Origin of the sequence: Pelosinus fermentans JBW45, from assembly GCF_000271665.2 — a bacterium.
GTDB classification, from domain to species: Bacteria; Bacillota; Negativicutes; order DSM-13327; family DSM-13327; genus Pelosinus; species Pelosinus baikalensis.
The window spans coordinates 1,852,996-1,877,246 of record NZ_CP010978.1 but is presented as its reverse complement, the minus strand read 5'-3'; the positions used below and the strand labels follow the sequence as shown (position 1 = coordinate 1,877,246).

At 36.7% G+C, this 24,251-nt stretch carries 24 protein-coding genes and 1 tRNA gene; 1 reads left to right on the top strand and 24 read right to left on the bottom strand.

From position 1 onward, the window contains the following. Positions 1-151: 151 nt before the first annotated feature. From JBW_RS07980 to JBW_RS24655, 12 genes are all read right to left on the bottom strand, one after another. Positions 152-228: transfer RNA gene (locus JBW_RS07980), tRNA-Arg, on the bottom strand. Positions 229-287: 59 nt separating this feature from the next. Beyond that, positions 288-761: a GNAT family N-acetyltransferase gene (locus JBW_RS07975; RefSeq protein ID WP_007959790.1), complete on the bottom strand. Its 474-nt coding sequence runs from the start codon at positions 759-761 to the stop codon at positions 288-290. Then, entirely contained in the window at positions 758-1,840 is a 1,083-nt protein-coding gene (locus JBW_RS07970; RefSeq protein WP_007959789.1) for an alanine racemase, read from the bottom strand. The genes JBW_RS07975 and JBW_RS07970 overlap by 4 nt, the downstream gene beginning before the upstream one ends. 92 nt (positions 1,841-1,932) lie before the next feature. Continuing rightward, a complete protein-coding gene (locus tag JBW_RS07965; protein WP_007959787.1) occupies positions 1,933-2,532 on the bottom strand; it encodes a hypothetical protein in 600 nt (199 codons plus the stop codon). 341 nt (positions 2,533-2,873) lie between these two features. Then, on the bottom strand, positions 2,874-3,098 hold the full coding sequence (locus JBW_RS07960) for a hypothetical protein (RefSeq protein WP_419177833.1): 225 nt from the start codon (positions 3,096-3,098) through the stop codon (positions 2,874-2,876). Between the two features lie 1,181 nt (positions 3,099-4,279). Further along, entirely contained in the window at positions 4,280-4,468 is a 189-nt protein-coding gene (locus JBW_RS07950) for a hypothetical protein (protein ID WP_007959782.1), read from the bottom strand. 199 nt (positions 4,469-4,667) lie between these two features. Continuing rightward, on the bottom strand, positions 4,668-5,312 hold the full coding sequence (locus tag JBW_RS07945) for a response regulator transcription factor (RefSeq protein WP_007959781.1): 645 nt from the start codon (positions 5,310-5,312) through the stop codon (positions 4,668-4,670). 15 nt (positions 5,313-5,327) lie between these two features. Beyond that, the gene (locus tag JBW_RS07940; RefSeq protein WP_007959779.1) at positions 5,328-6,707 is read right to left on the bottom strand and encodes a sensor histidine kinase; all 1,380 of its coding nucleotides are present in this window, start codon (positions 6,705-6,707) and stop codon (positions 5,328-5,330) included. Beyond that, positions 6,704-7,687 carry a CPBP family intramembrane glutamic endopeptidase gene (locus JBW_RS07935; RefSeq protein ID WP_007959777.1) on the bottom strand — a complete coding sequence of 328 codons (984 nt, stop codon included), beginning with the start codon at positions 7,685-7,687 and terminating at the stop codon, positions 6,704-6,706. The genes JBW_RS07940 and JBW_RS07935 overlap by 4 nt, the downstream gene beginning before the upstream one ends. A 62-nt stretch (positions 7,688-7,749) precedes the next feature. After that, entirely contained in the window at positions 7,750-8,619 is an 870-nt protein-coding gene (locus JBW_RS07930; RefSeq protein ID WP_007959775.1) for an alpha/beta hydrolase, read from the bottom strand. 102 nt (positions 8,620-8,721) lie between these two features. Beyond that, positions 8,722-8,955 (bottom strand): hypothetical protein, encoded by a 234-nt coding sequence (locus JBW_RS07925; RefSeq protein ID WP_007959773.1) that lies wholly within the window; start codon positions 8,953-8,955, stop codon positions 8,722-8,724. Continuing rightward, positions 8,945-9,262 carry a hypothetical protein gene (locus JBW_RS24655; RefSeq protein ID WP_007959771.1) on the bottom strand — a complete coding sequence of 106 codons (318 nt, stop codon included), beginning with the start codon at positions 9,260-9,262 and terminating at the stop codon, positions 8,945-8,947. Before JBW_RS24655 ends, JBW_RS07925 begins: the two co-directional genes overlap by 11 nt. A 1,127-nt stretch (positions 9,263-10,389) precedes the next feature. Between JBW_RS24655 and JBW_RS07920 the strand changes: the two genes are divergently transcribed. Next, positions 10,390-11,208, top strand: a complete 819-nt coding sequence (locus JBW_RS07920; RefSeq protein WP_007959769.1) for a Ku protein — start codon at positions 10,390-10,392, stop codon at positions 11,206-11,208. 168 nt (positions 11,209-11,376) lie between these two features. Here the strand turns inward: JBW_RS07920 and JBW_RS07915 are convergent, their stop codons facing one another. The 12 genes from JBW_RS07915 to JBW_RS07860 form a co-directional block, all read right to left on the bottom strand. Beyond that, on the bottom strand, positions 11,377-12,354 hold the full coding sequence (locus JBW_RS07915; RefSeq protein ID WP_007959766.1) for a DUF4238 domain-containing protein: 978 nt from the start codon (positions 12,352-12,354) through the stop codon (positions 11,377-11,379). A 64-nt stretch (positions 12,355-12,418) separates the two neighbouring features. Then, complete coding sequence (locus tag JBW_RS07910; protein ID WP_007959764.1) at positions 12,419-12,658, bottom strand: hypothetical protein; 240 nt, start codon at positions 12,656-12,658, stop codon at positions 12,419-12,421. A gap of 64 nt (positions 12,659-12,722) precedes the next feature. Next, positions 12,723-13,325 carry a hypothetical protein gene (locus tag JBW_RS07905; protein WP_007959762.1) on the bottom strand — a complete coding sequence of 201 codons (603 nt, stop codon included), beginning with the start codon at positions 13,323-13,325 and terminating at the stop codon, positions 12,723-12,725. A gap of 254 nt (positions 13,326-13,579) precedes the next feature. Then, positions 13,580-15,547, bottom strand: a complete 1,968-nt coding sequence (locus JBW_RS07900; protein WP_007959760.1) for an ATP-binding protein — start codon at positions 15,545-15,547, stop codon at positions 13,580-13,582. Between the two features lie 122 nt (positions 15,548-15,669). Further along, entirely contained in the window at positions 15,670-16,233 is a 564-nt protein-coding gene (locus tag JBW_RS07895) for a hypothetical protein (protein ID WP_007959757.1), read from the bottom strand. A 2-nt stretch (positions 16,234-16,235) separates the two neighbouring features. Then, positions 16,236-16,814, bottom strand: coding sequence for an N-acetylmuramoyl-L-alanine amidase family protein (locus JBW_RS07890; RefSeq protein WP_007959755.1), 579 nt, complete (start codon positions 16,812-16,814; stop codon positions 16,236-16,238). 17 nt (positions 16,815-16,831) lie between these two features. Beyond that, complete coding sequence (locus JBW_RS07885; RefSeq protein ID WP_007959753.1) at positions 16,832-17,368, bottom strand: phage holin family protein; 537 nt, start codon at positions 17,366-17,368, stop codon at positions 16,832-16,834. A 131-nt stretch (positions 17,369-17,499) separates the two neighbouring features. After that, entirely contained in the window at positions 17,500-18,015 is a 516-nt protein-coding gene (locus JBW_RS07880) for a hypothetical protein (protein ID WP_007959752.1), read from the bottom strand. Further along, entirely contained in the window at positions 18,015-18,959 is a 945-nt protein-coding gene (locus JBW_RS07875) for a hypothetical protein (RefSeq protein WP_007959750.1), read from the bottom strand. Before JBW_RS07875 ends, JBW_RS07880 begins: the two co-directional genes overlap by 1 nt. A 16-nt stretch (positions 18,960-18,975) precedes the next feature. Then, positions 18,976-22,116: a phage tail protein gene (locus JBW_RS07870; protein WP_007959748.1), complete on the bottom strand. Its 3,141-nt coding sequence runs from the start codon at positions 22,114-22,116 to the stop codon at positions 18,976-18,978. 13 nt (positions 22,117-22,129) lie between these two features. Then, on the bottom strand, positions 22,130-23,026 hold the full coding sequence (locus tag JBW_RS07865) for a phage BR0599 family protein (protein ID WP_007959746.1): 897 nt from the start codon (positions 23,024-23,026) through the stop codon (positions 22,130-22,132). Between the two features lie 2 nt (positions 23,027-23,028). Further along, positions 23,029-24,246, bottom strand: a complete 1,218-nt coding sequence (locus tag JBW_RS07860) for a hypothetical protein (protein ID WP_007959744.1) — start codon at positions 24,244-24,246, stop codon at positions 23,029-23,031. Between the last annotated feature and the right edge of the window lie 5 nt (positions 24,247-24,251).

The following is a 24,251-nucleotide window of genomic DNA, read 5'->3' as shown; positions in this document are numbered from 1 at the left end:
CCCGTTCCTTGAGGCTCGTGCTTTGTTTTCCATTCCCCGTAAGTCCGGATGCGAGCGCGAGTTTAGGAAGGCAGTTCGGCCGCGTTGTTGTCAAACTGCTATAAAAACGAAAAAGGCCTTACGAAAAGTCGTAAAACCTTTGAAATAGCTATGGTGACCCCGGCAGGATTCGAACCTGCGGCCTTTTGATTCGTAGTCAAACGCTCTATCCAGCTGGGCTACGGAGTCATTGTGTAATTGCCTTACTTAAATAGTATAATGGTTTTAACCAATTATGTCAACAGTTTTTATTTTATATTTTTATCCATAAAATCTGCAAGTGTTAGTTTCATTACTAACCGATTCTCCCCCGTCCCATATTCATTCTCTCTACGTTCTATAATCTGAAATCCAAGTTTTTTTTCATATATCGCGACTGCTGCAACGTTATTCGGATCTACTGTTAATTCAATTTCTGTAATATTTTCTTGATGCAAGCTTTTAAAACTCTCTTGTAGAAGTCTGGTTCCCAGCCCTTGCCCCCGACAATTTTTATCCGTGGATACGCCAACCATATATGCTTTTTGAGGGCACCCCCAATCTAACATGTATTGGATCAAACCAACAATCTCTCGATCCTTGCGAATAATAAAAACACGTCCATGCCTGATGAATGGAACCAAATGCCATTTATTTAATCCACCGTCGCCAAAGGCGCTTATTTCTAGCTCTACTAATCGCTTTATCAAAGCCGGTTCAACATTTTGCACCAACTCAATCATAATATCCCCCTTTTGAATTTTTTCGTAACGTAACTAGAATCACTCACTGAAAGCAATCCAGAATAAGATAAGGAAAACTCAACATCGTCCCCTACCTTTATTTGCTCCTCACAATCTGTAATATCAAGAATTAGATGATCACTACTTGCCCCCATAATTTTTATACTTTCCTTGACTGGAACAATCCCTTCTACATCCACATCTTGTTTGCCTAAAGCTAAAATCGCTCGATTCCGTACTCCTTTATCGATGAATTGAGGTATATTCCCAAATGCATCTCTACCAATATCCCCAGTCGGAACAGAAGGCTTACATTTTACCTCAATCACCTCAGCTCTAAGCAGAAAGGCATCCTGCAGCAACCAAGGTATTTTGCGATTATGAGTTGTATCCGTACCTAATAAAATACCCTCACCAATACGCAATTGATTAATTCCCACCGGAACATTATTCTTCTCTACCAATGATAAACTGGAAGTTCCACCTCCTGAAATTACTTCTAACTTGATTCCTACCTTTTTCTCTATCACATTTACTAATGTAACTAATACCCCTAGATTTTCTGGACTGGGTAAGATTCCACCAAAACATCCCATATTGGTCCCCAAGCCTAATAAACGTACTCCTTTTAGACTAGAGATTTGCATCACAGCATCAAGAACTTGATCAATCATTAATCCTTCCCGAAGATCTCCTACATCTACCATTAAAATTATATTATGTCTCTTTCCTAAACTTTCGGCAGTTTCCGATAGAGCCTGGATTACTGTCATTTCCGAATTAATACTCGTATCGGCGTATCGAATAATCGTTTCAACATTACTTAACCGTGGAAGCCTTAATAAGGTTATTTCCTGGTTAAAATTTCGTTTGCGAAGTTCTATGATATTCTCAAGCCTAGCATCCGCTAAGCCATCAACGCCTCCTTCCACCATAGCTGATACAATCTGGTGCATAGCGCTAAACCCTTTAGTTACTCCCAATACTGAGATTCCCAAACGATGACATCTTTCTACGACTTGAGAAGTATTATATATAATTTTATCCAAATCAACTTCCAGAATTGTAGTATCATCCATATTCTCCCCTCCGCTAGTACATCATTACGCGCGCCCCGCAATAAATTAAATCATGAATACATCTATTTATAGTTTCTTACATTTTTAGTTTTTTATCTCACCTGCGCAAAATCAAAATAAAAATTATGCTTCTGTTTATCCTTTGTAGAAATTGATAATATAACAGGTTTATCATAGACTATATTTTTTTCTAAAAAATATACATAGCATTGTAGTCTATATGTAGGTTTTTCAGTACTTTTTGCCATCTTTTCTGCTCTAGGAGGTACGACAACCTGATATGCTTTTATGGAGGCATCACCTTGCTTTAAAGTAACAATAGCGTTCTGACCAAACTTCTCCTGAGAACCATACAAAGTCACGCTAAAGGTCAGATAACCATTATAATTTGTTAAGATATCTTCACTGTCCTCTAACTGAGGGCTTACTCCTTTCAAACGTTTCTCTCTCGCATCAGTGGCAATTAATAAAAACTTTGTATATAAATACGCCTTTTCGGAAAATTCATTAAGCCTTGGCGTTTTTTCTTCATAAGAAACCCATGGCAATAAGAACTCTTCCCATTCCATATGAGCATGCTTCTCCCCATAATGCTGTGCTGCTTTAATTTCATCTCTATTAATAAGAGATATGGCAAAAGCCTGATTGCATACCAATGCCAGCAATACGAAAATGGACCCTAGTATTCTCATAATAGTACCTCCTAATGTTTCGATATAATATCTTTCCGCCCAAAAAGCCTTGTACAATAGACATGCCACTGTCTTTACTATGCTTTCGTTTAAACAAAAAGGCAGAGCCTTCTATACAGACTCCACCTTCCTTTCTTTATCTATATAGATTACTAAGATCTAAAGATATATCCAAGGATATAATATAAAATTCAATATACATCTCTTCTAAATAGCCGCTTATAAATGTACTAACATTATATAGAATATTCAATATAAAATCAATAGAACAGAATAGAGCAATTGCGAAATACAGCAACGAGCATTCATATTTACTAGGAAATTAAGATACTTTAGCTTTCCTAATATGATTCTCCACTACTCTCTTCTAATAACCAGAGTTCATCTTCTGGAACAACAATCAATTTTTTATCATTGCCGCATTCTACTAAATATATCCAGTTATAATTCAAGAATCGATAACTAACAATAACTCCTTTCACTAAAGAGCTTCCAAATAATGTTCGCTTCTCAAAAGATACTTTATCGTTGTTTTTATATCTGTTAATTTTGTTATCCACTAGCATTCCCTCCTTGCTCGCTATTAATCTGTACCAGGCTGTAAAAAACAACTTACTTACAAGCATCAAAAAGCTGTTAATGTCATTATCAAACTTCCATTTACAGATATAGTTATTATGACCACTACATAAAAGAAATATGACCTTCCAATATAGAAGTCTAATTAAATTTAAATTCAAACGCTGCATCTTCGAGGTGTTCTATTGCACTTTTAGACAATAAAAAAAAGCTTGCACAGTATGCAAACTTTCAACTAAGGTTGTCCAGTGATTTTTCCTTTCTATATAAATGTCCCACTGTGGTGGCTTACTGAATGATTTAAGTTTTGTGGGTAAGCATCTATCCACTACCTATCTCATACCTTTTTTTACGCCTATAACGCCTAGAGAGGACATCAATCCATTGACTTGTCTAGGTTCGCGGTCTAGGTGCAATGTAAAATCCAACACCTAGGAACGTCTAGGAACACCTACAAAACAACTAAAATCCTTGATTTATTTGGGATTTAAACGCCTAGATTTTTTCCTATATAGATTAGGTATTAAAAACCACTTATTCTTTCTATGCTAAAGTACATAAAAATATGAGTCCTTTCCTTCGGAAAAATAGTTTATCATAAATTCTTGAACAGATTTTTTGACTTCGATAATCTTGTACTACTTTTGAACTAGGATTTATATTTAGATGTATGTAATTTAACTGGTATTTTCTTATCTTAAAAATATTTATTCAAAAAAATTATTTCAGCATAAAATCCTTTATAAGTTTCTTTCTAGAAAAGTCGAGTTCCAAAGTAAGCCAAAGAAATCCGAGTCCGCTTTAAATATCGCGCTCGGGTTTTCAACCAAAGTTAAAACATTTGATTTTTTGCCCACCTTTCCACTATTAAAACCACAGATATTGAATGAACTTATTTATTTTTCAATATCTATTTTATCAATAGTATCAATGTATATAAATACTATCTGATCTGAATCGTCGTGGCATACTTTATAAAGACTCTTTTGTCTAAAGTAGTCCAAGATCATATACTCGTTACCGTTATATTCAATTAACAGATATTTGTTAAATTTAACTTCTGCTAATTCCATCGTACGATTAGAAGTATGGACTGTTATCATGGTTCCTTTTTTTGTAATAGAAATCTCTCCTTTCTATTCTACGTAACGGTAGAATAACTAAAATCCTATCCCCCGTTGTCTTCAGAACGGCGTTTATCAAATATACCAGATTGCACAACTTCAATTATGGAATGGTATGATTTCGCGGCCCCCTCGTAATATAGATTGCCGCGATGGAGATTCATTCCCTCTTCCATCACCACCAACCAACGGATCAGTGATTGAGCATCGATTATTCTATTATCACCCGTCATTCTTAGAACTCCTTTCCCTCCCGTGGGTGGTTTAAAATAACCGGAATATTATCCTTTCGTGAATTTAATCTGTAATCTCCCCTATGATTCAAAGAAGCTACATCTAATATACAATTTTTCCCACAGTTAGAATACTGTCATATTTTATCACCCCAAATAAAAAGGTGGGGTTACAAAATATAACCCCACCTTTTTATATTTATTTATCAAGGAAATCTTCAAAAATGCCATTAAACTTTACTTTTTTTACAGCTTCTTTACTCGAACTTACATCTAATTTGCTTAGTATTTTTTTGATTTGCGTTTTTAAGGTGTTTTTCGTTTTGAACAACTTTTCGCCAATCTGCGACCGTGTATATCCCTGTTCAATTAAATCAAAGACTTCTCTTTCTGAGAAAGTCAATTTGTGAAGCTGCTCTTCTTTTTTTAACTGTAAATATTTTTTTGCTAAGACCTCAACAGGCGAGAATGAGTTACTGTGTATGGTGCGAATTACTTTTGGAATATCTTCATAATCTTCTTTAGAAATGAAATGTACTGCTCCTACTGCAAAAGAATCTGCAACAATTTTTTCATCTTTCACACAGGAAAGCATAATAATTTTGCATTGAGTAACTTCCAATATTTCAACTGCTGCATATATACCATCATGCTTGTTTTCCATTAAGTTAATATCTACCAAAAATATATCAACCTGTAAATTCTTAGCTAAGTTTATTCCATCATTTTTATTCATTGCAGTACCAACAATAAGTATATCGTCTTCATTATTTAGAAAGCTCACCATAGCTTTTAACCATCCTAGATCATCCTCTATTAGTGCAATCCTGATTTTATCGCCCACTCTATAGCACCTCTTTTATATACGCGAAACCGTTAATATCCTTTCTTTTGGGAATATTAACAATACAATCGTTCCAATATTTTCCTTACTCCGAATTTCCAAATTTCCTCTATGATGTTGCATCACATTGTAAGAATAAGACATACCTAATCCAAAATTCATCGACGAGCGTTTAGTCGAAAAGAATGGATCAAAAACATATTTTACATTTTCTTTTGATATGCCAATTCCATTATCCTTAACTTCTATAACAACTACCGTTCCCTTTGGATATATCGTTATCTCTAATTTTCCATTTTTTAACATTGCTTCTACCGCATTTTTTATAATATTATTCAATACTTCCGTTATATGTATCTGATCACACTTGACAATAAAACCTTGACTATAGTTTTTCACAACTGTTATATTCTCTAGACAATATTGTTGCATTTCAATCGCTTTACCTACTATCTCAGCCAAATCGACGCTGCTCTCCATCAAAATAATTTCTTTCATTTGGTCTTGAATTCTTTTCATCATTGCTGTTAAATGATCGGTAGCATCTAATACCGTTTGGATATTTCCATCTACATCATCTATATCAAGTTTATTCTTATGTACAGATTTTCTTATATTTTTCATACACATTGATATTTTGAAAATTTCGTTTTTTATTGAATGATTCAGTATTGCCGTTCCTGAAGTCATGGCTTTTATTGTACTATCTAAACGTTCCCTTTCAAATTTGATCCGAATACCCAAGATACCATATTTTAGAGCAAACATTAGGATTAGCAACAAAATCATGATATCACTAAACAAATTATATATAAAAGGATGGGTACGAAAAAATAGCGGCACTAAATATGCACTAGTCATTAAAATCATCATAGGAAGCATTAAAATACATGTTAATAATTTTTGCTGTTTGAACCGTTGTGATTTTTCTTTAGTATAAGATAAAACCATTAAAGTATCAGTAATTAAACCATACGGCACAGCCCAAATCACTATTGTCCAAAAGAACGGGCTATAGTCTGGGAAGACTGTAATAAAACTAGCTTCTGGGTATATAAAATCAACAATAAATCCTAAAATAACTGGTAGGAATAAAACTATACTAATTTTCATTTTCCTTTTATCTTGATAATACATTGCGACCCCGGCTAAAATTCCAAAATAGGGGCTTAGTCGATAACTCAACGCTGAAAGAAAGCGTGCAATTAGTTCTAATATTTCTCTGTTAATTGTTATGGGAACTATGTTATTTCTGATAATTTCACAAAGTAATCCTAATGAAACAGAAAATATTAGCCCCGAATACCAATAGTTAAATTTATTTTCAACATCATTGTATAAAATAATTATTGCTACTATTCCCCACAGTAATAATAGAACCAAAACCAGCATCATTTTTGCGCCTCTACATCAGATCTTACAACCGAAACCCCGTCTGATTTTATAACAAAAAATAATCGCCAAACTATATTAGTAATAGTATGAATAATTGCCGAGGCTAATAGGTTTCCTGTAAGCATATATATTAAACCATAAAAGAAACCAGCTATAGAAGAAAGTACAAACATTCTTTTGCCACCAAAGCTAATATGGTGACACCCAAATAATAAAGTTGTTAATACCAGTGGTATCCAATCTCCTCCACCTGTGAACTGTCGTAGATAATTATAGATAAATCCTCTATAGATAATTTCTTCTGCTATTGCTATATGAAAAAAATTGAAGATAGTTAATATTATTAAATTTTTAATCTCAATTTTTTTAAAATTAAAACAAAGATAGTTTAATTTTACTCCAATTAGAATCGCGAAAAAACAACACAAAAAACTAACTGCCAAGGTTAATCCCCATGCATCCATTGTATTAATGAAAAATGGATTGATATTAATTTTCCTATACCCCAGAAAAATAAACAAAATTAAAAGATGAGATGTAGTAGATAATCCATAGAATTCAATTGTGTTTTCTTGGTATAACATTGGTGCTTTACTAAAACGTGATTGATTTATTCCAAGAATTAAAGCAAGAACTAATATATCAATTAAGTGAAATTGATTATTATCGGCTTGGAACGAAAAACACAATACTATCGGAATCATTATAAACAAAATAATTTTAAATAGCCTATCTAAATCCAATTTTAGATTAATATACCTATCGACCATTGATAAATATAGTATTAAAATTAATGCTACAAAAAATAGGGGTAATTTAAAAGAATTATTTACAATTAATCCATACTGAATAATGAAAAAATACAATGAAGAATAAGCGCACATAAACAATGTCGTAATTATTCTATTACGATAAAATGAAGTAGTAGGAAGCAATGAAAGCATAATAAATGTTGATACTATTCCGATTAAAAAAAACATATGAACCACCTCTTTATTCAATTAGTGTAATAGCCCATAATACTATTGTATTAATGATTATTTTAGCAAACCTCACCCAATACATTTTTTTTAATAAACTCTAAGGAATTATTCGCTATGCTTCTTTTACACAATGCAATTCCTGCATGACCACAATGATAAAGTTTTCTCTCCGGTCTCTCCCATGTTTCCCAAAGCTTATCGGCATCTTTAAAATCTATATACTTATCATAGAGTGCTGAAAGAATAAGCACTTTTTCCTTTGGTATCTTAGTCGCAAAGTTGCTAGTATTTGTTATGTCCCAACATTTTTTTAACTGGCAATAGGTAAAAGCATTCTCCTGGAGATCTATCTTAATATACTTCCCAGGAATAGTATTCCATATAGTATGGGAAAGCTCATTTGGTGCAAAAACAGATATACTACCGTCTATGTTTTCCTCTACTGTAGTCGTCACCATTAGTCCTCCAAGACTGATTCCAACTAATACAACCTTGTCCCCCGTACTCTTTAACCAGTTAATTAAGGCCCTCATATCTACAACAGCCTGTCTTATAGAGGATAACGTTCTTTCTATATTAGCGCTTAGCATAAGCTCTCCGTTATATAACGAGTTATGACCTTGCCTTTCTGTATGATACGGCAAAGTTATAAAATACATATTATAACTTTGTTCCATAAAAGGCTTTAAATAGATTGCTTCAATTCGCTCGTTGTCTTGTTTCCATCCATGTACTAAAACGACATTTAGTGGAGTTCTATCTTTGTTTTCATAAAATACACCTCTTGCGTATTCATTGCACTTTCCATTTTCAATTTCACTTTTGTACTTGAAAGTGCCTGTTTTATAATTAGCATATTCTTGCATATTTTCAACGATTACATCCGGATTCTGTGGCTTAATATAAAAGAGATTAGGCTCTTCCAGCACCGGAATGACTCCAATATTACTAAATGCGATCCCGCACTTCTTTCTCTATGGAATTGATATAATGCATATTTATCAATAACTTCTGCCAGCACCTAAATTTAATTACCCCATTTGCTGTTTCACTACAACGTTAAAATAATTATCATAATTCCCTGAGGGAATATTACCATTAATTGATTTTAACGGAAGAAGTGATGAATCTACTGATACGTCACTTCCATAACGAGTAATAACTTCTGTTTTGCCTAATTTATAATCAGTGAATAGCCCTTTAAAAGAACCGTCATATACTAAACCATTAAGCACCGTAGCATTTATGCCTTGCCTACAACGCATATGTTCCCCCCAAAATTTTACTGGATACATATGTCTCACTTAATTTCAAATCATTTTGACTTTGTGCCGTATAATCAGACCGATTAAGGTCTGATAAATTCTGAATACGTACGTTATACGACCATCGGTCATCAACAACTCCATTAACATAAAGGCGAGTGCGGTTTGGAATTTGCGTAGTAAGTGTTGTTTTACCATTATGATTGGATTGGTTTTGTGTATATTTTATGTAAGTATCGCCGTATATTTTTAGTTTGTCCAATTTTTTTTCAATATTATTAATACGAAGTCCCTGGTTCCGTCGCAAATTCAGCCTGAAGTTTATCGATAATCGATTTTCTTCTAACTTATCCTCTATAATAAGGCATAAGCAACTATAAAGCAGGGATCGCCACGGTTAAACTGCAAGAATATTTTTTGAGAAAAGGCATTTCCAACTTGCTCAATAATTAAATTCATATTAAATACATAATACTCCTTTTTTAACATAATTGTACATTAAATTCCATTTTTATTCCACTTCATTTTTTACAAATAACAACATAATTATCATTTTATCCTAATTTTAGATCTCGCCAGTAAGACGTATACTGGGGATTGGAACTAGGACCTATGCCATTTCAAAAACATACATACCAACCTAGCCCCTCCGTTCCCATCCAAGCCTCCCCTCCCACCACCAATAGGGTATAGGTAGGCCAACTGGAGAATTCGAACAATATTTACCTTTATATATTCAAAGCTTTCTTAGTTGGAAGCAATCGGAAACCAGAAAAGGTTTTAGTGTTCTTGAATCAAGACAGATCCCGATGGAAAAATTACAGTAAAGAAAGTATTGGAATAGAAAGTTGGATTTTCATTTTCGATAAGTAAAAAACACCTGAAACCCTATTTAAAAGGGTTTCAGGTGTTTTAAGTTCCCCCGCAGGAGTAATCCTGTTGAGGGTTAAATATAGAGCTTGCCACAAAATTTTTTTCTTTTTTAAGTAATGCTATATTACACCTTATTGCCTTCCTAATCTAAAAAAATAAGAAAAGCCTTCAAGGTTTATGTCCTTGAAGGCTTGATTTTCAATGGTGTGCCTGGCACGATTCGAACGTGCGACCCACGGCTTAGAAGAGCGATTAATAAAGCTATAAAATCGACCAATATATTGGATTTATTAGCTTTGCATATTTAGAAAATCACTAAAAAGTATCAAAAATACCCTAAATTTGCACACCATTGCACACTTATTGCACACCAAAAATAATGTCTATAAATATATTTTAATAAGTTTCCTTCCTTATTATATAGCATATTTTAATAATTACTTGCCCAGCCATTGCGCTGGGCTGTTTTATTGCAACATTTACTAGTTCAGAACAATCACCATTTATGATATAATAATAACTATTATTATGTAAACTTAATTATAGAAAGGATGTGGGTTTATGCGTCCAGTATGGAAAGGTATGCTGTCTTTTGGTCTTGTCAATGTACCTGTGACTCTTTACAAGGCTACCCGCTCCAAAACTATTAGTTTTAACCAGCTACGGAAAAGTGACTTTAGCAGAATACAATATAAAAGGGTTGCTGGGGATGGCGCAGAAGTTCCAGCAAGCGAGATCGTTAAGGGTTATAAATTATCCGAAGATAGGTATGTAGTTATTTCTGACACAGATTTAGAATCAATAGCTCCTAAAGCAAGTAGGCAAATCGAGATATCAGATTTTGTGAAATTAGATGAAATCGACAACCGTTATTATGATAGCTCTTACTACCTTGTACCCGACCAGGGAGCAGGAAAAGCCTACGCTCTATTATTACAAGGTATGACGGAAGCGAATGTAGTAGGTATAGCTAAATTTGTACTACGCAATAAAGAATATTTAGCAGCTATACGCCCGGCAGATAATATTATTACTCTATCGACAATGCTTTTCGCAGATGAAATTGTTTCTGCCAAGGAACTTGAAAACGATTTACCTTCTAATGTTGATCTATCTGAAAAAGAGCTTAATATGGCTAAAACACTTATAGATTCATTAATAACGAGCTTCGATCCCTCTAAATATCAAAACGAATATCACAAGCAGGTAATGGCAATGATCGAAACTAAGGCCGGAAACGAAATGACTGTTTCAACACCTGTTGACACTTCACCATATTTTGCAGACCTTATGTCAGCACTAGAGGCAAGCATGGCAGCCATAAAGAAAACCGAAGCCAAGAAGAAATCTACTAGAAAACCAAAATCAAAGTCAGCATAAAGAAACTCCCTACTAATTTAGGGAGTTTCTCTTATTTGCGTTCGACAAACTACTTGCTTATTGCGAATACTCATTTATACAAACTTTGTATAAATAATCGGTCCATTTTGAGATAGCTTCACTTTTTACAAGCTAAGAATTGGTACTAATCTAATTTTGTTTAATGTGCTATTTTAAATTTAAATATGGATGGTCAAGAATTTTAATGCGTCTTGTCTCTGGTAAATTACAAACAACTTTCTGTCCCATTCCATGTGCTTTTTTTATAGAGGATAATAATTGATTGGATTGATACGGAGAGTATACATATCTTGCTGCAGATCGTATGGTTCGCCAATTAATCAATTGATTTAATTCACGAGATGCAACCAATGTAGAAATTTTACAAGAAAACCCTTGCTTCGGAAAAGGAGTAATAATTATAGCCAATCTTTCTCCAAGAGGAATAGAAATTTCGCTTAAGGGGTGCGACGGCCCCATATTCATTCCATACGATGAGTATGGGAAATCAAATGAAACCGGATTATCCGACGTTACGTAATAGGAATTAGCTTGCGCGCGCAAAAGAAACCAGCATTTTTTCATCATTGATAAAGCAATCTGCTCCGCCATAATAACCATAGGACGCAAACTTACTTCAGCAAATATCTCTAATCGAATTTTTTCCATAATATCAGGACTAAGACCTTCAGGTAAGGGGGGATACTTACCTTGATCCTGTAATATTTTAGAAAGTATTTCAGCTGCAGTTCCGTAAGACTGGTTGATTCCATCTCTAACACATGGATTACGAGTTAGTAGGAATGCCAGAAAGAAGGCTAAAATATCTTGTCGTTCTGCTGTAATTTCTATTGATTGATTTTGCGGAACTGACAACATTCGATTAATAATATTAAGCCCTTTTGTATCGACTTTTTCTGTTTCTTTCTCAATGGTTATATGATCAATATTCCCTTCTTCATCGTGTTGATAATAATAATACTCATGCTGGCAAACGCTCTTAGAACTAACAGGCTTCTTAGGTGATAATTTCTGTTCTTTCTTATCGTACTGCCACAAGGTTCCTTTCCTTGAAATTGAAAAATTATTCAAGTATCCTTTTGGAACAAAATGTTGTTTTTGTCGTTCATTATTTTTTTCTCCCATAGGTACCTCCCGACAATTTAACATATATTATCTCACAGAGTAAGGCAGCTTTCGTGTATATTACTCATTTTCTTTCCATGAACCATTTTCCCATATCATCAAATAAATAGACCTGTTTACCCATGATCTTACAGGTATAGCGTATGCCTACACCGCCACCTTTTAATGATGCAGCTTGGCACACATCAATAAGGCGATCCACTTCAAAAACTCTGCCATCCTCCCATTTAATTGATAAGGGACGAACGTTGCCGTGTATGTCATGTTTAGTTATGACCTCAATAAATACCTTGTAATCACTCATATTCTCACCTCTATACAGAACGTATGTTTGGTTAGATTATATGATTTTAAAAGATTAAAATCAACTAGAAATCACTGGTAAATATTGCAGCAATTCTTTTAACAATTTTTCTATCCTTATTTAAAGTATTTTTAATTAAAACACCTTTGGCACTATTTATATTATTATAAAAGTATGCTTGTTGGTTATAAACTAAATTATATAGATCCTTAAGTTCTTTATTTCGTTCATCTAACACCCTACATTTAGCATCATAATTAATATCTAAAATTAATGGTAAACTTCGGCGAAAGCGAACAGTTTCTTGCCATTGTTCTGATAATACCTTCAATGTATCAACATATGCTTTGCAGAATATATAAGATCCAACTATTATTAAGGCGTCTTCTTTATTAAAAACCCCAATTTTGTCTGTATTACCATCAAATATAGCAAAATAATTAGAATCAATTTTCACTATATCCAGAGGTGGTGATGCTTCATATTCCCAAGGCTTAAGTTCAACTAATTTATACATATTTTCAATTGCTAGTAATTCAGCAATCAATGAACCTGCCAATGCTTTTCTTTGATTACTCTTTTTTATAAGCTCCAGATATATATTCCATCCAATAGAAACCGTTGATGCAATAGCAGCATAACCAGCAATTATATCTCTAATTTCCAAAATACGCCTCCATTAACAAGTGTATACTAATTATAATACATCAATAGAAATAAAAAAAGCCGCCAAACTCAAAGAGTAAGGCGGCTTTTTGTGTATAAAAAATTGTGATAATTTTAATCTCTATTAAAACGAAGCTATCCCTAATCCATTAAGGCCTAGGGTATTTCTTATTTTTTTATACAAGTAGACTTTGCTTATTTTCAATAATTTTGTTTATGTAAAAAACTATAAGTAAGGAACTGCTAAATATATAACTATTTTTCTAGTGCGCTTGCTGTCTCAAGCATACAATTTGGCAACAATTTAGAATATCTCTCCTGCAAATACTTAATGCCCTCATTATTTGTAACGGAAGCACTGAGTTTTTCTTCTAAAAATTTATATCTTGCATGGGCCTCACTAATTATTTGCCCCCAATCTTTTACTATAACACGAATATTTTGATCATCTATACTAACCCCAGCTATATTATTAATTTCTCGTAAACCAAAACGTGCAAACTTATCTATATCACTACTAACTAGTAAGAACGTCCAATTGGTCTTCTCTTTGGGGAATCTAGGATTATCAGCTACAGTTAATGCATATCTTTTTATTTGAGCAATCTCTACATCACTAATAACAACCGACGGTCGCTTTAACTCAATAACTAAATTCTCAACTGTATCTGCCCTGCCTAGTGAATATTGCTGCCATAAACAAATATCAGGGATGTCACTCATGGACTGCACTTCTTCAGGCAATAAATCCATAGCAAGCTCTTCACGATTTAAAAATTTAGCATAATCTTTTAATGCATTATAAAGTTTTTGGTCACTAACTCCAAGAGCATACTGTTCCCCAAATATCCAGAGTTCATTAAGCAGTATTTTGTGTAACTGACTACGCTCTCTAACATATTTGGAATATTCCTTAGAGTATATCATCTGCTCTAAACCATTTAAAAATTTTAGACGATCTCCTATCATTTTAGTTGTACTAATAATAGAGTTTAAAGTTGTCTTCTCTAGTATGTCAACCAGGTCACCTAAATCTCTTTCTGATAAATTTAGAACTTCTTTAAGTACTTTTTTTAGATTAGTAGGATTTTGGTGGAGAGCTTCTTTAATCAATCCCATTGTCAAACTTTTCGCCGCTTTTGGCATACTAAATATATCTGGCTTTGCTTCATTAAGATTAACCAAGCAAATATCAAAAACTTGCCTTTCAGCAAGGTCTAATTCTGTTTTTGGAGCGCCTTTATAAGGATAGGTTCCTTCTTCTTTTAGTTTATTTACAGTCTGAATTGCATTACACGAAACCCAATTACGATAATATTCTTTTATTTTACCCTTCATTCCATTGCAAAGAAGTTCATATCCTGTATCCATAATCAAATTGTTATCATATATTCTTTCGATATACTCAGAACACAGATAAGCAGTGATTGGCATTCTTCCCGTATCTACATTAAGCGATATTGTATCATAAGGAACGCCAGCTAACGAGCAAGCGTAGAATGTTTTTACGTTGTTATTTTTCCATCGTATGATCTTTATTTGCCCAGAAATTAGATCGTCATTTTCATTTTTAACCATAAGACCAATAGTTACATTATCTTCTATCATTTTTTCCGGTTGCAACTGTAGTCCATCAACAACAATTTTAATTCCAGTAAAAGTAAGTAAATACGGAGCAAATGTTTTATTTAATTCTAAGAGCAGTTTTTCTCTATTGTTTAATTGGTTAGAGACGCTTTCTCGGATGCAAGTAATCACAACAGCTACACCTGTATGTGCATCCGTGGGGTTCTCGTCTGATATGTTAAAAATATTAGGATTATCAGCATCACAATTAATCTCAAAGCGGTAATTCTGACCATCTTCTTTTCTGTATACACTCTGCCAAGTGATGTTGCGACCAATTGATAGTGCTAAATAACGGCCAGATCCTTTTTTCCCATGCATTGCTCTTCCAGTTTGAGTTTTACATTGTTGTTGTTTTTTAGATCCACCTAAAAAACCAAATGTTTGATTTACTGTGCTGAAATCGATACCATGCCCGTTATCTTTTATAATTACTTGCTCTATTGCTCCCATAGATGTAGCTTCATAACTAATATCTACAATACTAGCATCGGCATCAAGACCATTCCACAATAATTCATTTAGTGCAGAAATAGGTGAAGCTTTTATTCTATTTAAAAAATCATCAGTAACAACAACTGGAAGTTGAAAAGACATGTGAAACACTCCTTATTACCATGTGGACTAATTATACTTATGATACCCTAAATATACCATTTTTGTAAAGCAGCCTAAAAATACAAGAGCCGTCCACCTAAATAAGGTAGACGGCTGTAATTCTAACGTGTCAGTAAATATCCTCCTGCAGCAGTCCCAAGTATCCATCCAATACGTTCCTTCTTGCGGGAGGATTTTTCTTTTTTCATTTCCTCAGCATTTATTTTAGCCTGTTTTTCTAGTTCTTGGTTAGCAATCAGTCTTGCCTGAGCATTTGCCATGTCGGTAACATCTATTTTAGTAGTAGATGACGTTGAAAATCTAAGCTCTCCATTCTCGCCTATCTTTACGTCAGGCTGACCGGATACGTTTGGAACCTCGATCTCTTGACCATTTACTATAGCAATTACCTTACCTTGTCGCTCTACGAATTGGAGAATAGCCCCCTCCTGGCTTGGAGCTTGTACAGCAACCTCTCTGATTGTTTCTGTACTAGTGTTTATCACTTGAGTCGGCAATGTAACAACTGTTTGAGTATTTGCTTTCTGCGCTTGATCAATGATGTGCTGCTTCCACTGCTGGTATTCTTGCCGGCCCCAAAACAAAAGGGCCAGTATAACGACTAGCCCCATGAAATATTTCCAGTTATTTGCGATAAACGACTTGCTTACATCTAGATTAATCATCTTTATAAACCTCCTACATAATCAGTGATACCTCGCGCAATAGCTCTAGCATACCGATCCTGCCAAGTTGGATTTGCCAACAATTGTCCCTCGTCCTCATTGGAGATGAATGCCGTCTCAACTAAGCAAGCAGGTGCATCTGTATACATGAGCACGTAGAATCGACTTTCTTTGTCTGGATCACCATCACTGTAATCAGTTCGACCTACTCGATCCGGAAACTCATTTGCAATCTGGTTAAATATTTTTGTTGCTAAAATATCTCCCTGGGTCTGCCCTGGTGATGTCCAAACTTCGTAGCCTTTAGCCGATGAACTACCTGCACTATTGCAGTGCAGACTAATAAATAAGTCAGCTCCCCAAGAGTTTGCTAAGTTAGTGCGATAGCTTAAATCATCGGTTTCTGGCTGCTCATCCTGGGTCCTGGTCAACAAAACTTCATATCCTACCGCTTGCAGATAGCGCTGGACCATAAACGCCATTGATAGAACAACATCGGATTCTCTTAATCCTGTAAAGGGCGATACAGCCCCCGGATCTGTCAATCTCCCTGCATGACCTGGATCAATTACAATACGCATAATAAATTCCTCCAATTTTATTTTTGCTTAAATCTCTCCACTAATACAGCCAACCGGCTCCGCAAAAAGTCAAGCAGGCCGTTAGCTTGCTCAACTCCTGCATCTCTTAAGTTCTCCAACACGCTAATGGCTTCTGTTGCTGCCAGGTACACCCAAGTTACTTTCAGTATCAATGCCGTTTCACCTGAGAGCTGCAGCAGTTCATCCGTTTTCACAGCCATAAAGGTTAGTACTATGTAGACAATGATTTTACCAACAAATCGATGTTTCATGGCATTGCTATTGATATACCCCGCCTTAAACGCCTTTGGAATGTCCAGAATACAACTCAATAAATCATTCTCCATCCCGCAATCCTTTAAATGCGTGTAGCATAAAGCAATCCACCGAGTTAGCAAATCAATAAATACCAGCGTAGCAAATGCGATTAATGCACTTCCATGTACACTAGTAACAGTGCTTATTACTAACGCTACCACCATTTTAAACAACCAGGCATCAGCAAGGCTTTGCCCTGCCTTTATAACTGCTTTTAATAAGTTTTCAAAATCCATCCTCTCACCTCTCCCTAAAAATAAACATAAAAAATACTGACCATAAGTCAGCAAGGTTCACGCGATCTATTCATAATCACCTCATAAAAAATAGAGCCTCACCTGGCTCCTACATTAATAAACGGTACTATCTAAAAACACCCTATTGCTTGAGGTATTAACAAGTTAGCAGTTGGCTCTGGTAAAGGATCTCCCAACATCTCCAGTTTACATATCCATAAAGTGTTAGTTGTATTTGATGCAGTCACATTTAGTTGATATTTTAGATATTTTTCAGTATTGGTAAACAAATATCTATTTGGTGTAGTAGTAGACCATGCTGTTATATTTGTCCGAGTATGTAAAACTTTCCAAGCAGTCCCTGTCCATCCTTCAAATGTCCAGTTCTTAGGTGCCCAACCAACCAAGATCCAAGATAAAATTGTATACCCATAAATTCTTGCCGGCTCTACAAACTCATAGCCAAGCTTCCAAGGTGGTGGCGTTAATGGAGACTGTTTAGGATACCAAGCAGTTCCTAAATTATTATTATATGCTGCTGCTGCCACATTAGCGGCCCCCTCTGAGCTAGCAAAGGCTACACCTCTAGGCGTAGTATTGCTAGTCATGATAGGCACTATATTATTCGGTTCACGTACCCACGCCATTATCGATTCACCTGCATAATACTAACGCTAATCCCTTTTGTCAGCCCTGTAGTATTACTTACAAACGCTTGTACTTTTTGTTCTCCTGTAATACTCAATGCTACATTTAAGGAAGTCTCATCTTGGATAATTGCAGGAGAGGTATAAAGTAAGGCGCCATCGTGATAGATAGTAAGCACTAAAGATGTAGGTGTTTCCCCATGACAATCTACAAAAATCTTATTGTAGGTCTTATTACGCCCTGCTCGCGTTATAGGGCTAAAAGTAGATCCCGCAGAGATGAATAAAGTCCCTATATCAGCTTGTGTCCACAATGTTTCTAAGGATGCAGATGGAGGCAATATACCCGTTGATTTACCAGTAATCAGTTTAAACATACTATAAATGTTTGTTAGGTGACCAAGTAATGTAGATGTTAAACTAGTGGGAGGCGTGGCATCTGCAGCCGTGCGATTACCGATTTTAGCATCAGTTACACTATCATCGACAGGAACCCTTTCATCAGTAAGTCTACTATCATCAGTAGCGACTATGGCTTTGCCATTTATCGTTGGCGTACCTGTTAATGAAGGAGAATCTACACTAGCCTTCTTCGTGTCCAACTCATATATTGCATCCTGAACATTTTCCGACGATATATTACCAGCTGGAGTATTAGATACATCCGCTGCCGACGATGCACCACCACCTCCCCCAGTAATAACTGTATGTTTATACTGATCCAGCGCAGTATCCCATACTAGAGATGCACCATTTACTCTACTGGCTTCATCCACTTTCTTACTGCCCACTTTACCCACATTATCGTTTAATGTGGCTATATTCGTTCTAACCGTCGTTAGCTCATTCTCTAGGCGTAAGGAATTGGCATTGATTAAATCCTGATTGACTAGATCTGTATCTTCAATGAGTTTCAGTTTTATATTCGGTGTTTCTGTAGCCATTGTAAATCACCTGCCTTTAAAAATTCGGTATGCTAATTTGATTAAAAATAGATCCATTGTATTGATACGCGATCAGGGATCCCAGCTCGTCCGGATTCAAATAACTGAGAGCAATGTAGCCATTCGATAAAGGTATCACATCATAGGCAGTAGCTCCTGTAATCGCTACTGCCATGCCGTTTGGTACCACCCATTTGCCATTTTGGGCTAGTATTGCATCTTCCTGTTCCGTTTCATAAACAGTACCTAACAGGATTAACGGCATCGAAGTAACAGGAATTGTTTTATTGAGTGTAGCATCATCAAAGACCACTGTTACATTCCCGTTGCTGTAAATACGAGCTATAATTCCCCTCGCCTCTTCTTCCGTAGCGCAGGCATCCACAATATAGGGAGGCTTCCACGCAAAAGTCCGGCTATGGCTTTGATAGGACTCTAACCCATCTAATTTGGATCCAATGGTGATCGTGGTATCTTGTGTAAAGTCCATACGATATAAGCAACGCTGCGCCCAGGTGTAAGTGCCGGTCGTTGGAGTCACAGGATCAATTTCCCCTTCGCCTGCTGCTGTCTGAGACAATATTTCAGTGTGAATCAGCGTGCTTCCAAGGTAAGCCCTTACCACTGTCTCTAACCCTTCCGGAGCATGAAATCCTTGTCCAGAATAGTAATCCGTTAGATCATCCTGTGACACACACCCATGGGATGCTGTTTTATTGCGCACTGCCCAGGATATGGTTACATCGCCAGCCGCTTTTATCAGTCTAGGGACGGATGCCTGTAAATGACTGGTCATGCGAATACGCCCTGGCGGAGCAGGTCGTTCTGAGCGTCTAACGGTGACAAGCCTTGTATTTCTAGCACTATTAAAGGCTTCTTCCTTATAAGCAGTAGCGGTAGTAATGTTATACTGCTCGTTTACGGTATAACCAGCAGCACACACAGGACCGCCAGTAGTCACATTGCCATAATACCCATAATCCAAGAAATATACGATAGAGCCAGGTGTGTGAACAGCTGGCACGGTATCATACGTCGCACGGATAATATTAGATATTTTAAAGTTACCATTCGCAAGCTGTGATATGGTTCCCCAGCCCATGATCTCATTGTCAATCATGATGATTCTGGATCCATTGCGTGCTAATTGGATACCTGACTCGGTACTGCGCCGTGCTAAATCCAGCATTCCCCCTAAGTTGATTACCTCAAAACCAACGACATCTTCCACCTCACCCTCTTCTGCAAGGGTTCCAACTAGCTGCCCTGCTGGTGTCCATTTGGTCATGCCGTTTGTTTTGAGCCATGAGGAATCCTTATACCGCCATAGATTCCACTTTTCCGTAAGACTATCGGGCAATACAGCTGCAGCATACACATAGCTTTCTTTGGATTGTAAGAGCTCCCAAGGTGCTTCAAAATATCGAAAGTGTTGCACTCCTGTAGGGTATGTTGGCGGTTTTGTCCAGGACGTCGTGTCATTGGATCCATACGTTGTTTTGCCAACACCAAAGACATCCTCTATGGCTTCTAGGGTGATTTCGCCGGTAATAAAATCGCCTAAATCAATATCACTCACCCTCATAATCAAATTGGATATGCCGTAAGGCTTCCAATTGAGTTTAAATACATCGCCAGGGCGATAGGCTGCTGCTTTGCGATTGCAAACCAATTTTACGGAGGCAAGAGGAAAGCCTTGTTGCTTGAGCTCCCTGTTTGCTGCCCATGCTGCATTCTTTGCCGTAGTAAAGTAGGTAAAATCGATATCCTGAGAATTTCGATCGCCATTGTTGGCTTCAATGATGGCAGGGTCGTTTTCCATTACCGTACTGGTATTATACAGAGAAGAGCTATCCGAATATTTAGCAACAATTTCACCTGCAGAGCTTGACCATACAACCCGGGTAAAATCAATGGAGCTACACATGGTTTCATCAATCATGGATAAGTTATCAATCGCATAATCATCCCGAATGAGCTTAAAGGTCAACTTCCCTGTCATGGGATCCGCGTATCGTACCATATCTAAATGCTCACAGATGTTATCAATGAGCGTTTTTACCTCTGTCTTGCTGGTGATTTTAACGGTGATTCCTAACCCTTCTGTTTTTAATACTGCACCAATTGCCTTAAGGGAATTAACGTCTAACAATTCCGGTGATTTTCCAAGCCCCCATTCATTATTAACATGCATTTCATAAATTACTTCTGCTGGATTCGCGTCATTATCTCCGATTCCCCCTAACCCTAAACGGTTTGGTATCCATTGCACATCAACCCATGTTGTAGGGATTGACGCTTGTTTACCGATGTATGCAACAGGGACAACCAGGCTTACAAATGGTCGATAGGCAGGAGTAAGACCGCGCAATTCTTCCTGCACCGAATCCGCACTCATTTGTTCGATCATCCAGGGATCAGTGGGTTGATCTGCACCGCCTAAATAAATTCTTACATCACCTACAAAGCCACCATTTTCATCCACCCCACCGAATAGCTCCTCTTTATCAACTCTAATTACATAGGGTGCAGTCAAATGATCTTCTCGCGATATATTGCCAGTCCATACGGCTCCGTTATTATCGTATTCACTGTTCGCATCGTAGCCAATGTACAAGCCCCGTAATCGAATATCGGTGCCAGATACGCAGCATAGCATTTGATAGCCTAGATAGTACTTGAATCCTTTTTGAATTGTTGTTTTTAAGTTACGTCCATTAATGAGCCAGTTTAGCAACCAAGTTACAAATAGCATCAATATTTGCGGACCAACACTTTCCTTATTCCCGTGCTTGTGCTCTCCTGGAGGTGGTGCATAGGATCCATGACTATGAGGTGTACCTGTAATAGATGCTCCTGTAATCGCAGAAGACGCCCATACAGCCAATGCTGATAATATGATCGGCCATGCTGAAAAGTTAGCATGTGCGGAATAGGTTTCGGTATAGGCCCTTGATTTAAAACCACCATAATAAATCGTTAAAGGGCTTTTAAGTATCGATCTTCCCATAATTACTGGTACGGGAGTGCCAAGTTCTGAAGCCTCCGCGCTTAATTCAGCGGGTTCACTGCTTGATGAAGAGCTGTTGTTACTCTTATTTAAAAAATAGGATAAGAGCGTCGTTACGCCCCATCCTACATACGGATTCATAGCCATAATTTATCATCTCCTACATGGAAATAGTCCCAACATATCCATCGGTATCACGTTTTACAACGGATGAGTCTACCCAGTATACGCCATTGCCTACCTTAGCATCATTACTTTTCTGTGGTGGAACATAAGGGCAACCGGAGAAATTAAGAGTGTTATGAAATCTTGCCGCACAGGTTTTAAATAGACCATCGCAGCCAGGGTATATGGTAACGGTCCCTAATGGTGTTGTGGGGAACGGATATCTCAATGTTAATTTTGTACCCACATTGCTGCTGATCATGCGGACATCCTCGCCATAATACATCAATCCACCAGCAAAATACTGATCGCCATAACTTGCTAAATTGGCAGAGGTGACCGTTAAAGCAATCACACTATCAATGTATATTTCTTTGGCGTAATCAGCCTTATGCAAACGACAAGAAGCATCATAAATAATATTGCAGCAAAAAAACTGCCTCATAAAGTTAGGCAGCTTACGGGATAACCAGTTTTCTATTTTTACGGTTAGCGTACACTCAGAATCTTGAAAAGCAGCTTGCGTGATTTCACCAACAAAGACTTTGTCATATACAGAATGATCTTGATCATGCAAACGCATTACCGTTAGCATGACGGGTTTACTAGGTGGTGATCCTTTAAACAAAGCAGCAACAGCGTTATCTTTATCCACGGTGATGGTGACTGCTGAATCCCCGCCTTGACTGGATGGCTTGATTCCGTTGCGCTTGATATAGTTTGCAGTATAGTGTTCCGTACTGGTTAACCCATTCGTCACCACCTGTAAGGATACATCAAACCGGTCTGAGGTATATAGATACGTAGTGCTGCCATACACAAATTTATAGCACTCCAAAGGAATGCCGTCTTGCATTGAATTTTCATATGCTGTTATATTACTATCTGCCATTGTTATATCGTCACCTCCGTAAGAACCGTTGAAATCGTGGCAGTCCCTGTGGTATCATACTCCGTTGTCAGTGTGTCACTATCAAATCGATATCTGCACAGAAAGGATATCATCACAACATCTTTTTTAAGTAGTTCTGCACTGATTGGCGAATCTAAATATACCTTGCCAAACTTGCCTGTTTCATCGGTAGAGTATCCAGCAATTCGTATTGTCCTTACGCTTCCTGATTTTAAAAATACAACGATCAGTTTCCGCCGTACCATGCTTGTGTAATACTTCCAGTACAAAGACCAGTCTACCATCATATAGGATTGGCCTTTCGGCACATCTTCCACCAGCACCATATCACTTAGCCAGGTAGGTGCATAAAAAGACTTCCAGCGACCTTTACATTTTGTAAAAAAACGCTGGAAGTTATTAATTTCCGACCTGGTGGCAAGAACATATTCAATTTCTTTGTTTTCCGATCCGTTTATACTTTTTAAGTCGTATTTTACAATCCCGCTCGTATTATCCAGCATAGTAGCGTTCCTAGTAAAATTGGATGATAAATCTTTGGTCCATGACGGGGCAAGTGGAAACAGGTCTACTCCAGCGTAACTTGCAGGAATTTCATTTTGAAAAGGTGTTTTTGTTCCCCAAATTTCAAAATGATTTTCGTCTAATGATGTTGGCAAATAAATCTTTGCATAATCCGATTGCAAGTCAACGTTTAATTGCATCGTTACATGTGAATCCGTATAGGAAGAGTAATCATCTTCTGGTTTTAAATACCCATAGGATACAGGCAGGATAGCAATCTGTTTACTCAGATAATTCCGTTCGATGACTTCCGTTAACTGAATGGATCCGTCACCATGTATCGCATTGGTAAAATATCGCTCTCCACCACTTGTATCATTATGCCAAAAGATTATCCCGCTGCAGCCTCTAAATTGCCACAGGTCTTGGGGCGTTACATGCAGGATGGAGTGATTAGCATAAGCATTTTCGGTTAACCTGCAGGCAGCTTGCCATAAGGGGATTTCTATTTGTTCATTTTGTTTCGCATAGGATAAGGCACGTAAATACTGACTTTGGGATGCCGTCATTCCATAATAATCATAGGATACGGATCGCCTTGGATATTTCCGCAACGCCATACGCTGCTCGATGTTTTCCCATGATCTATGGATTTGGGTTTTAAACTCAAGGGTTTCAGATATTTGTGTAGCCAAACTTT

What these genes read in the sequence shown, in the direction of transcription:
- JBW_RS07950 (WP_007959782.1), bottom strand. Translation starts at nt 4,468, where the DNA reads ATGACGGGTGATAATAGAATAATCGATGCTCAATCACTGATCCGTTGG.
- JBW_RS07915 (WP_007959766.1), bottom strand. Translation starts at nt 12,354, where the DNA reads ATGGGAGAAAAAAATAATGAACGACAAAAACAACATTTTGTTCCAAAA.
- JBW_RS07920 (WP_007959769.1), top strand. Translation starts at nt 10,390, where the DNA reads ATGCGTCCAGTATGGAAAGGTATGCTGTCTTTTGGTCTTGTCAATGTA.
- JBW_RS07885 (WP_007959753.1), bottom strand. Translation starts at nt 17,368, where the DNA reads ATGGATTTTGAAAACTTATTAAAAGCAGTTATAAAGGCAGGGCAAAGC.
- JBW_RS07965 (WP_007959787.1), bottom strand. Translation starts at nt 2,532, where the DNA reads ATGAGAATACTAGGGTCCATTTTCGTATTGCTGGCATTGGTATGCAAT.
- JBW_RS07910 (WP_007959764.1), bottom strand. Translation starts at nt 12,658, where the DNA reads ATGAGTGATTACAAGGTATTTATTGAGGTCATAACTAAACATGACATA.
- JBW_RS07895 (WP_007959757.1), bottom strand. Translation starts at nt 16,233, where the DNA reads ATGATTAATCTAGATGTAAGCAAGTCGTTTATCGCAAATAACTGGAAA.
- JBW_RS07880 (WP_007959752.1), bottom strand. Translation starts at nt 18,015, where the DNA reads ATGGCGTGGGTACGTGAACCGAATAATATAGTGCCTATCATGACTAGC.
- JBW_RS07925 (WP_007959773.1), bottom strand. Translation starts at nt 8,955, where the DNA reads ATGCGTTGTAGGCAAGGCATAAATGCTACGGTGCTTAATGGTTTAGTA.
- JBW_RS07865 (WP_007959746.1), bottom strand. Translation starts at nt 23,026, where the DNA reads ATGGCAGATAGTAATATAACAGCATATGAAAATTCAATGCAAGACGGC.
- JBW_RS07870 (WP_007959748.1), bottom strand. Translation starts at nt 22,116, where the DNA reads ATGGCTATGAATCCGTATGTAGGATGGGGCGTAACGACGCTCTTATCC.
- JBW_RS07960 (WP_419177833.1), bottom strand. Translation starts at nt 3,098, where the DNA reads ATGCTAGTGGATAACAAAATTAACAGATATAAAAACAACGATAAAGTA.
- JBW_RS07975 (WP_007959790.1), bottom strand. Translation starts at nt 761, where the DNA reads ATGATTGAGTTGGTGCAAAATGTTGAACCGGCTTTGATAAAGCGATTA.
- JBW_RS07890 (WP_007959755.1), bottom strand. Translation starts at nt 16,814, where the DNA reads ATGCGTATTGTAATTGATCCAGGTCATGCAGGGAGATTGACAGATCCG.
- JBW_RS07970 (WP_007959789.1), bottom strand. Translation starts at nt 1,840, where the DNA reads ATGGATGATACTACAATTCTGGAAGTTGATTTGGATAAAATTATATAT.
- JBW_RS07935 (WP_007959777.1), bottom strand. Translation starts at nt 7,687, where the DNA reads ATGTTTTTTTTAATCGGAATAGTATCAACATTTATTATGCTTTCATTG.
- JBW_RS07940 (WP_007959779.1), bottom strand. Translation starts at nt 6,707, where the DNA reads ATGATGCTGGTTTTGGTTCTATTATTACTGTGGGGAATAGTAGCAATA.
- JBW_RS07875 (WP_007959750.1), bottom strand. Translation starts at nt 18,959, where the DNA reads ATGGCTACAGAAACACCGAATATAAAACTGAAACTCATTGAAGATACA.
- JBW_RS07900 (WP_007959760.1), bottom strand. Translation starts at nt 15,547, where the DNA reads ATGTCTTTTCAACTTCCAGTTGTTGTTACTGATGATTTTTTAAATAGA.